A 9,388-nucleotide genomic window follows, 5' to 3' on the forward strand; every position below is an offset into this window, starting at 1 on the left:
ATTGAAAGAAGACGAGGAGATGCCCTTGACAAAGTATCAAATTTCTGAAAACTTCGGTAATGATCGTCATGCTGGAAGTAAGGCTAAAAATGATGCAGTTGCTATTTTGAAGGAACTAGATTTTAAAGAATTGTCAATTAGACACATGGGAAGTAAACCAGGATTACTGGCTAAGATCTCTAGACAACTTCGAAGCTTTATCAGTTGGACTTCTTTAAAATTTAAAGTTGAAGATGGTTCAATTTTGATCCGACAAAATCCTTTCCATAATCGTCAAATGGGAAGAAGAGCTGCTTTAAAATACCTTAAGGAAAAAAGAAATGTCTACATGATTTCCTTGGTACATGATGTAGAATTAATTAGATACCAATACAATTCCGAAAATTTCAAAAATGAATTTGATGAGATGATTGAATTTGCAGATAAACTCATTATCCATAATGAAGCAATGAAACAATGGTTTTTGGATTATGGTGTTTCTGAAGAAAAATTAGTAGTTCTTGAGATATTTGATTACCTTCTTCCCTTAGATTCTCAAAAAGAGATTCATTTTTCAAAAAATATTTATATTGCTGGAAATTTAGCAAGAGATAAGAGCCCATATGTCCATCAACTAAAACAATTATCTCATTTGAATTTCAAGCTGATGGGAATCAATTATGAGCCGGATACGGAAAGTCAAAATATTGATTATTTAGGATCTTTTGCTCCAGAAGAAGTACCGAATCAGTTAGTAGAGGGATTTGGACTAGTTTGGGATGGAAATGATATAGATACCTGTTCCGGAGAAACAGGAAATTATTTACGTTACAATAATCCTCACAAGCTTTCACTCTACCTAGCTTCCGAAATTCCTGTAATTGTTTGGAAAGAAGCAGCAGAAGCTAACTTTGTTTTAAACAATGGTGTGGGCTTTGCAGTAGACTCTTTATTTGAATTAGAATCAATTTTTGAAAACCTGACTGAAGAGGAGTACTTTAAGATGGTCGAAAATGTACGCAGAATCTCAACTCGAATACAGAGTGGTCAGTATTTGAAAGAGGCAGTAGAGAAAATTGTATAGTTTTCTCTAACTTTCAAGTTGACATTGACAACCGAATAGAAATTCTTTTGGAGACTTGTACTTCAAGTTTTCAAGAAAATCGATTCTATGGGGCAATGTCATTAAGTGAAAGAGCTTAATACTATCATGAATAAACTCAGACTGAGAATTGAATGAACCATTCGTTTTATCAGTTTGAGTTTTTGGCTCTTTGTCAACTGTAATGGATGATAGAATAGAACTAGCGACTATATTTAATTTTAAATGTATTCATCATCTAGATTCTTAATCCAGATTCTTAGGAACCTTTTTTTATCCCACAAAAAAGAAAACGTTTGCAATACGTCTCTAAAACGCTTACAATAGTATCATAAATACATCATTAGGAGGGTATTATGAAGAAGTTGAATGCGCAGGAGATTTTCTCCATTCGGAAGTTATCAACGGGGATTGCGTCTGTTGGGATTGCAATGATCTTTATGAGCGGTCAGGTAGCCGCGGATGAGGTCACATCGCCTGAACCTGTGGTGGAGAATCAGGGAGTAGAGGTCAAGGAGGATGGAAATTCGGCTGTTTATCAGGCATATCCGTTTGCGGAGGAGACTGTAATGACTGTTCAGCCTGTGGCAGAGGAGTTTGCTGGTGAAGCTGATTCTCAGGCTCAGAGGTCGGAGGTTACGGTTGCAGCTGTTCCTGCTTCGGATGAAGCCAAGAGTGTCCCTATTGAGGAGGGGAGCTTCCGTGTTCATTTTAAAGAGCTGCCTTCAGATAATGTGGAGAGTTTAGGTTTGTGGTCCTGGGATGATGTGGAGGTTCCCTCCTCTGACAAGGGGGGATGGCCTACGGGAGCTACGAGTTTTGCACAGGCTGGTCGTGATGACTATGGATACTACATGGATGTCCGGATGAAGGGGGAGCAGGCTAAAAAGATTAGTTTGTTAATCAACAATACAGCTGGTGAGAATTTGACTGGGGATAAAACTATTGAGCGGATTAGTTCGGATATGAACCAAGCTTGGTTGGATCAGAATTTCAAGCTGAGTCTTTATAGGCCTTTGCAGGAAGGGTACCTCAGGATTAATTATTTTCGGACGGATGGCAATTATGATCAGAAGAGTCTATGGCTTTGGGGTGATGTTGCGGATGTGCAGATGGGAGATTGGCCGGATGGTATAAATTTTGAGCATCAGGGTCAGTCTGGTGTTTATCGGGATGTGAAGCTGACAGAGTTGGCAAATTCAATTGGTTTTTTGTTATTAGATGAGAGTCAGTCTGGGGATGCGGTCAAGATTCAGTCTAAGGATTATAATTTCGCAGATTTGAAGAATCATACGCAGATTTTTCTTAAAGATGATGATGCAACGATTTATACCAATCCCTATTATGTCAATGATGTCCGGGTGTTAGGGGCTGCCCATAATCGCCTCGATTCTTTGGAGGCTTCCTTCTCAACTCTGGATGGCGTCAGCAAGGAAGATTTATTGGGTAAACTATCCGTTGTAGATAAAGATGCCAAGGGTGTAGTAATTCGTGACCTGGTGATGGATCCTGAGAGTAAGAAGGTTCAGTTATTAGGTGATTTTTCTGCAGAAGGAGCAGGTTATACACTTAGGTATGGCACTGATGCCTTCCCAACCAAGATGGCTTGGCAGCTCAAGGATCAGCTTTACGGCTATCAAGGTGAGCTGGGGGCGCGTGTTTCTGAACAAGGTCAGGTGGTAGATCTAACCTTGTGGTCACCAAGTGCGGAGCAGGTGGACCTGGTCTTGTATGACAAGTTTGACCCTAATTATGTGGTTGGTACTTTGCCCTTAACTAGAGGAGATCAGGGGCAGTGGGCTCTTCAATTAAATCTTTCTTCCGGATTAGGAATCAAAGATTATCGAGGATATTTCTATCATTATCAAATCACGCGCCAAGGGGAGAAGGTCTTGGTACTGGATCCCTACGCTAAATCCTTAGCGGCTTGGAATAGTGACTTGGTGGATCAAGGTTTGGCGAATCGAGTTGCCAAGGCGGCCATTGTCGATCCGAGTGAGGCTGGTCCGAAGGATTTGGGTTTCGCGTCTATTCCGAACTTTGAGCAAAGAGAAGATGCGGTTATTTATGAGGCCCATGTTCGGGATTTCACGTCTGATCCAGCTCTTGCTGGGGAGTTGTCCCATCAGTTTGGAACGTTTGCGGCTTTTGCGGAACGCTTGTCTTATCTCAAGGATTTGGGTGTCACACATATTCAACTCTTGCCAGTTATGAGCCATTATTTTGTCAATGAATTGAAGAATGGTGAACGTCTATCAGAGTATGCGTCATCCAATAGCAACTACAACTGGGGTTACGATCCGCAATCCTACTTTGCGCTTGGTGGTGTGTACTCAACCGATCCGAGTGATCCGATGAAGCGAATTCAGGAATTCAAGAACCTTGTTCATGAGATTCATAAACAAGGTATGGGAGTTATCTTAGATGTAGTTTATAACCACACGGCTAAAACCTTCCTTTTTGAGGATTTGGAGCCCAATTATTATCACTTTATGGAGAGTGATGGGGCGGCTAAATCGAGTTTTGGTGGGGGACGTTTGGGAACGACTCATCACATGAGTCGTCGAGTCTTGGTGGATTCCATCAAGTATCTGGTTGATGAATACAAGGTTGATGGGTTCCGTTTTGATATGATGGGGGACCATGATGCTGAGGTCATTGACTTAGCCTTTGCGGAAGCTAAAAAATTAAATCCCAATGTCATCATGCTTGGAGAGGGGTGGCGGACCTTTACAGGTGATACCAATCAGCCAGTTAAGCCAGCTGATCAGGATTGGATGAGTTCAACTGATACAGTGGCGGTTTTCTCGGATGAGATTCGGAATACTCTCAAATCTGGCTATCCAAATGAAGGGCAACCAGCCTTTATTACGGGAGCCCCTAAGAATTTGGAGTCTGTCTTTAACAATATCAAGGCGCAGCCAGGGAATTTCGTGGCGGACGATCCAGGAGATGTCATTCAATACATTGCGGCTCATGATAACTTGACTCTTTTTGATATTATTGCCCAATCCATTAAGAAGGATCCAAGTAAGATTGAAAATGTGACGGAAATTCATCAACGTCAGCGCTTGGGCAATCTGCTTGTTCTTACCGCCCAAGGGACACCTTTCATTCATTCGGGGCAGGAGTATGGTCGCACCAAGCAGTTCCGCCATCCCGATTATCGCTATCCGGTTTCAGAGGATAATGTTCCAAATAAGGCTCACTTGCTGACCAATGCGGATGGTAGTCCTTTCGATTATCCTTATTACATTCATGATTCTTATGACTCATCGGATGCTGTGAACAAGTTTGATTGGAGCAAGGCGACCAATGCCAACCTCTATCCAGAGAATGTCCGCACTCACGATTTCACCAAGGGACTCATTGCCTTGCGTAAGTCCAGCGATGCCTTTCGTTTAGGGACAAAAGAAGAAGTGGATAAGAGCGTGACCCTCTTGACAATTCCAGGTCAAAACGGCATCGGCAGCGAAGATCTGGTCATCGGATACCAGACCGTAGCCAGCAATGGAGATCGGTATGCGGTTTTTGTCAACGCTGATAGCAAGGAGCGGATCTTTACTCTAAGCGATGCTGACCGAGATCTTTTACAAGGACAAGTTCTCGTTGACGGGGCGCGTGCAGGCACACAGGCTTTGATGAACCTCCAAGGTATGACCCTTGGGCAAAATAGCTTAACCTTAGCACCATTGACCGCTACCGTTATTTTACTTCCTGCCCAAGCAGAGCAAGCACAAACGACAACCAAGGAACAGGTGCTTGAAGAGCAGCTACCAGTTGAGGAAGAGGTAATTTCTGATTCCACACTCCCTCAAGGTCACAAACACGTGCTCCAAGAAGGGCAAGCAGGCAAGAAAATCAGCCGTTATCTGGAAACTTGGCAAGATGGACAGTTGATGGAGAGAACTCTGGTGTCGGAAACAATCGAAGCTGGTCAAAAACGAATTGTTTTGGTTGGTACTGCAAAATCGAAAGGAGTCGATCAGCCAGGCAAGGTCACTCCTATAAGCCAAGAGAATCCAAGCAAGATAAAGATGATACTGGAACAAAATCCAGTAATTGAACCAGCAAATGAAGATAAAGAAAAACTCCCAAATACAGGAGAGCAATCTAGCCTTCTTACACTACTTGGTGTGAATTTGGTAGCAATTAGTGTAGGACTCTTTAAGAAAAAGGAGGATTAAACCTTAAAATCATAAGAAATCAGCCCCTTGGAAAAATGAATCTAAGGGGCTAGTTTAGTTAATCATAATTGTCATTTATAAGGGCACCTCTAAAAACTAAATTTCTGAAAATCTAAATGTTGATTTATCAAGGTTTGAGTGATTAAATTTGAAGAAAAACTGGGGTTTTTAGAGGTCCCCATAAGTACAGAAAATTTGCAAAAGAGTATACTGAAAGAGTAGAAAGTTACAAAGCGGGACGGAAATCTAAATCTGGAGGTAATGCCTATGCAAAACCACTTAGAAAGGATTGCCGTCATGGCAGTGGAAGTAGCTATTGAGTTAATGCTTCTTTTCGGGATGTTGATTCTCGCACTTTTGTCATTTATATTGACGTTGATTAACAACAAAGATAAAAAATGACAGCTAGCCGCTATTAACTTGACTGAGTAGCGGCAAACTGTCGAACTACATTCGTCCCGTCTTTAAAACGGTCTACTTGAGATTGAGCTCGCAACTCAATCTCTTTCATGACAAGTATAGCAGATAGTTTTATGAAAGGCAAAGATTTGACGGTTAGTCACAACATAAATCGTTTAAAATCGCTTCAGACATCTTAAGCAGTCTCGTTAAGAGGCTGTTTTTTGAAGTTTTAGATAGATTGTGATAGTTGATTTTTTCCTGTGTTTTTATATGCCATTTGTTTTTTAGGACTTATAATAAAAGTGTAAAGTAGCGACAAAGCAGAGGAGACGGGTGACGGTTCTGACTCGTCGGTAAATAAAAAATTGACCGAGCGATGTCAAGAGGGCGGAATGGCTCTCTTTTTAGGTGATAAATATGAATAGTCTTTATTTCCCACGGTATTGACTTTGTCAGACGTTTTTGGACTAGGTAATTTTAGGACACAGGAAAAATCCTCCGTGCTTTTGACGCGGAGGATTCTTTGGTAAGAGGGCTACACCACACCTTGTGCGATCATCGCGTTAGCGACTTCTTCGAAGGCGGCGATGTTGGCGCCGGCGAGGTAGTCTTTGCCGAGGTTGTAGGTTTCGGCTGTGGTTTTGGCGGTGGTGAAGATGTTTTCCATGATGTCTTGGAGGCGTTGGTCGACTTCTTCTTTGGTCCAGGATAGGCGGAGGCTGTTCTGGCTCATTTCGAGGGCAGAGACGGCTACGCCTCCGGCGTTGGCAGCTTTGGCTGGGCCGTAGAGGACGTCGTTTTCTTTGTAGATTTTGATGGCGTCGAGGTCAGAAGGCATGTTGGCTCCTTCGGCGAGGCAGTAGACGCCGTTTTGGATGAGGGCCTTGGCTTGTGCGCCGTTGATTTCGTTTTGGGTGGCACATGGGAGGGCGATGTCGGCTGGGCCTTGGTAGTCCCAGACGCTGCCTTCGTAGTAGCGGGCGCTAGCTTTTTCGGCTGCGTATTCGGTGAGGCGGGCGCGGCGTTTTTCTTTAATTTCAACCAAAAGATCAAAATCAATACCGTTCTCGTCGATGATGTAGCCGTTGGAGTCAGAGACTGCGATGACGATCGCACCGAGCTGGGTCGCTTTCTGGAGGGCATATTGGGCCACGTTTCCAGAACCTGAAATGAGGACGGTTTGATCTTTGAAAGATTTTCCGTTAGCTTGCAGCATGTTTTCAGTAAAGTAAACCAGGCCGTATCCGGTCGCTTCTGGGCGAATGAGGGAGCCGCCGAAGGCTAGTGGTTTTCCGGTTAGGACACCGGCATCGAATTGGCGAAGGCGTTTGTATTGGCCGTAGAGGTAGCCGATTTCGCGGGCGCCGACCCCGATGTCACCGGCAGGGACGTCGAGGGATGGGCCGATGTGTTTTTGCAATTCGCTCATGAAGCTTTGGCAGAAGCGCATCACTTCAGCGTCGGTTTTTCCTTTAGGGTCAAAGTCGGAACCGCCTTTTCCACCACCAATGGGTAGACCAGTCAAAACGTTTTTGAAAATCTGCTCGAAGCCGAGGAATTTCAGAATGGATTGGTTAACGGAAGGGTGGAAACGGAGTCCACCCTTGTAAGGACCTACAGCCGAGTTGTATTGAACCCGGTAGCCACGGTTGACTTGGACTTTTCCATCCTTGTCAGTCCAAGGTACACGGAAGCTGATCACCCGCTCGGGCTCTAGCATGCGAGCTAGGATGTTCTCCTCCAAATATTCTGGGTGGGCCTCAAGAACAGGCTCAAGGGTGGCCAATAGTTCCTCAACTGCTTGTAAGTACTCGGCTTCGTGAGGGTTCCGTGCCCGGACGTCTTGGAAAGTGCTTTGGATATAGTCTGTAACTCGTGACATTAAAAATCCTCTTTTCTATTTTTCCGAAGAAAATGAATTATCTGACAACTTGTCGATTGAATCTAATCATACCACTGAGCCGGCCAAATGTAAAGGCTTCAGCCTAGGGAGGTACGACAAATGTCTGAAAGGTTCTAACTGATTTCTTTTTTGGAAATTCAAAATTTGGCGTTGTCAGATGAACCATTATTAACTTGAGTTGAAAAGGTTCCCCAAACCTACCTCGCTTTCGAATTTCTAGCCTCATTAACTTTGGTTAACAAAATGCCTTTGACGCAGTAGCTGATTGGGTTTAACAGCATTGTATGCTGTTAGAGAGTACCAAATCTTGTTTGCGAAGCAAACTTCAATCGTTCGCTTTTCAAGCTCGTAAGAGGGCCTAATCAGCCTTGCGGGGGTGAGGCTACGAACTAAATTTTTTCAAATTTAGTTCTGTCCCACTCCCAATTTTCCTAGTGTCATCTTTTTGTCTTCTGCGAGTATTGTCATCAATAAATTCATGGAATAACTTCATAAATCAATTATAGACTTAGGAGAGTTTTTCGAATAATTATCGATTTTTGAAGTCTTACAAAATCTAAATTTCCTCATGCGTTTGTTGCATATTCCTATTATTCTGTTTGACTTTGAATTGTCATAGAGTGTATAATTGTTAATGATAAATTAATAGGAGGTTTAGATATGGCTACAATTAGCATTACTCGTGAGATGGTTTTTACTGAAGAAGATTTGAAAAAAATTAAGCAATCTGCTCCAACAGAACGATTCCTCAATGCTATTAAGGAATCTTCTAAACCAGTTGAAAGACCAAATCGAATAGAAGGCAGATTTGATGCCTACCTCAGATGATTTAGTTATAACCCCACTAAAGCAGTTCTACAAGGATGTCATCTTCAATACTATGTGGAAAAACTGGATTGAAGATGGAAGGTTAAATCCTTCTGATGAAGAAAGTGTTGAGCATTTTAAAGGAGAAACTTATTTAGCTCTTTCTAATCTGGTATTAAAAGAGTTTGAATTTAATGGTAATCAGGATATGCTTGGTTATTTTTCTAAATCAGCTTTAAAAGATGAGTTGGATAATAAGACTCGTTCGTTTGTTGTGGAAGCACCGTCCTTTTCTGATGATTTGCTCGGAGTTTTTTCTCTATCATTGAAAGTTATTAAAATGGATGACTTACCAAATAGTCAAAAGAAGAGGCTTTTGACCAGAGGAAAGAGTTCTGCAGCAAAACATATTTCGGAAATTCCAGCTATTCTAATAGCTCAATTTGGAAAGAACTATAATGCTGATAGGATCATTAGTGGTGATGATTTGATGCATTTAGTTCTTAATCAAATTCAAGAAGCTCGAAAGATTATCGGAGGGCAGACTATTGTGTTAGATAGTGTAAATCAAGGTAAGGTAATCCATTTTTATGAGAGATTTGGCTTCACTAAATATGGTACCCTTATAGAAGATGAAAATCAATCTTATCAGCCAATGGCATTAGACTTGAGTAAGCTTGAGAACTAGTAATTTCGTAGAAATGATTAGTTGGCTTGTGTTAATATGATAGTAATTTTGCAGATAGGGTCAAGTGGTGACAGATATCAGAAAAAGCCGACAGGTGCGAGAGCCTAATTTTTTTTTTTAATTGGATGCTCTCCATCTAAAGCCGCTCATTACATGAAGTAGTGAACGGCTTTTTGATTATGGCTTCTAGCCAGTTTTTCTCGAAGAGAAAAACAAGAAAAGAGTTTGGGACAAAAAATCTCATCAAAAATTTTAAAATGAAGTTAGCCACCCATCCTATCTGCTAGACAAGTGCTAGAACTCATTCTGATGAGTTGTCT

Annotated in this window: 6 protein-coding genes; 5 read left to right on the top strand and 1 reads right to left on the bottom strand. The window is 42.1% G+C overall.

What is annotated here, in order from left to right; genetic code table 11:
- Positions 1-25 precede the first annotated feature (25 nt).
- From E5983_RS02420 to E5983_RS02430, 3 genes are all read left to right on the top strand, one after another.
- Positions 26-1,063: a sugar transferase gene (locus tag E5983_RS02420; protein WP_160332334.1), complete on the top strand. Its 1,038-nt coding sequence runs from the start codon at positions 26-28 to the stop codon at positions 1,061-1,063.
- A gap of 374 nt (positions 1,064-1,437) precedes the next feature.
- Positions 1,438-5,268, top strand: a complete 3,831-nt coding sequence (locus E5983_RS02425) for a pullulanase (RefSeq protein ID WP_160332335.1) — start codon at positions 1,438-1,440, stop codon at positions 5,266-5,268.
- Positions 5,269-5,535: 267 nt separating this feature from the next.
- The gene (locus E5983_RS02430; RefSeq protein ID WP_237397563.1) at positions 5,536-5,670 is read left to right on the top strand and encodes a putative holin-like toxin; all 135 of its coding nucleotides are present in this window, start codon (positions 5,536-5,538) and stop codon (positions 5,668-5,670) included.
- Positions 5,671-6,205: 535 nt separating this feature from the next.
- Here the strand turns inward: E5983_RS02430 and gdhA are convergent.
- Entirely contained in the window at positions 6,206-7,552 is a 1,347-nt protein-coding gene (gene gdhA, locus E5983_RS02435) for an NADP-specific glutamate dehydrogenase (RefSeq protein ID WP_160332337.1), read from the bottom strand.
- Positions 7,553-8,233: 681 nt separating this feature from the next.
- Between gdhA and E5983_RS02440 the strand changes: the two genes are divergently transcribed.
- Both E5983_RS02440 and E5983_RS02445 read left to right on the top strand, forming a co-directional pair.
- Entirely contained in the window at positions 8,234-8,401 is a 168-nt protein-coding gene (locus tag E5983_RS02440) for a hypothetical protein (RefSeq protein ID WP_160332338.1), read from the top strand.
- Positions 8,385-9,068 carry a GNAT family N-acetyltransferase gene (locus E5983_RS02445; protein WP_160332339.1) on the top strand — a complete coding sequence of 228 codons (684 nt, stop codon included), beginning with the start codon at positions 8,385-8,387 and terminating at the stop codon, positions 9,066-9,068. The genes E5983_RS02440 and E5983_RS02445 overlap by 17 nt, the downstream gene beginning before the upstream one ends.
- Positions 9,069-9,388: the final 320 nt, after the last annotated feature.

Source organism: Streptococcus danieliae, from assembly GCF_009767945.1.
Lineage (GTDB): Bacteria > Bacillota > Bacilli > Lactobacillales > Streptococcaceae > Streptococcus > Streptococcus danieliae.

Excerpts from the sequence above, each read along its gene's own strand:
- E5983_RS02425 (WP_160332335.1), top strand. The coding sequence starts at position 1,438 with ATGAAGAAGTTGAATGCGCAGGAGATTTTCTCCATTCGGAAGTTATCA.
- E5983_RS02430 (WP_237397563.1), top strand. The coding sequence starts at position 5,536 with ATGCAAAACCACTTAGAAAGGATTGCCGTCATGGCAGTGGAAGTAGCT.
- gdhA (WP_160332337.1), bottom strand. The coding sequence starts at position 7,552 with ATGTCACGAGTTACAGACTATATCCAAAGCACTTTCCAAGACGTCCGG.
- E5983_RS02440 (WP_160332338.1), top strand. The coding sequence starts at position 8,234 with ATGGCTACAATTAGCATTACTCGTGAGATGGTTTTTACTGAAGAAGAT.
- E5983_RS02445 (WP_160332339.1), top strand. The coding sequence starts at position 8,385 with ATGCCTACCTCAGATGATTTAGTTATAACCCCACTAAAGCAGTTCTAC.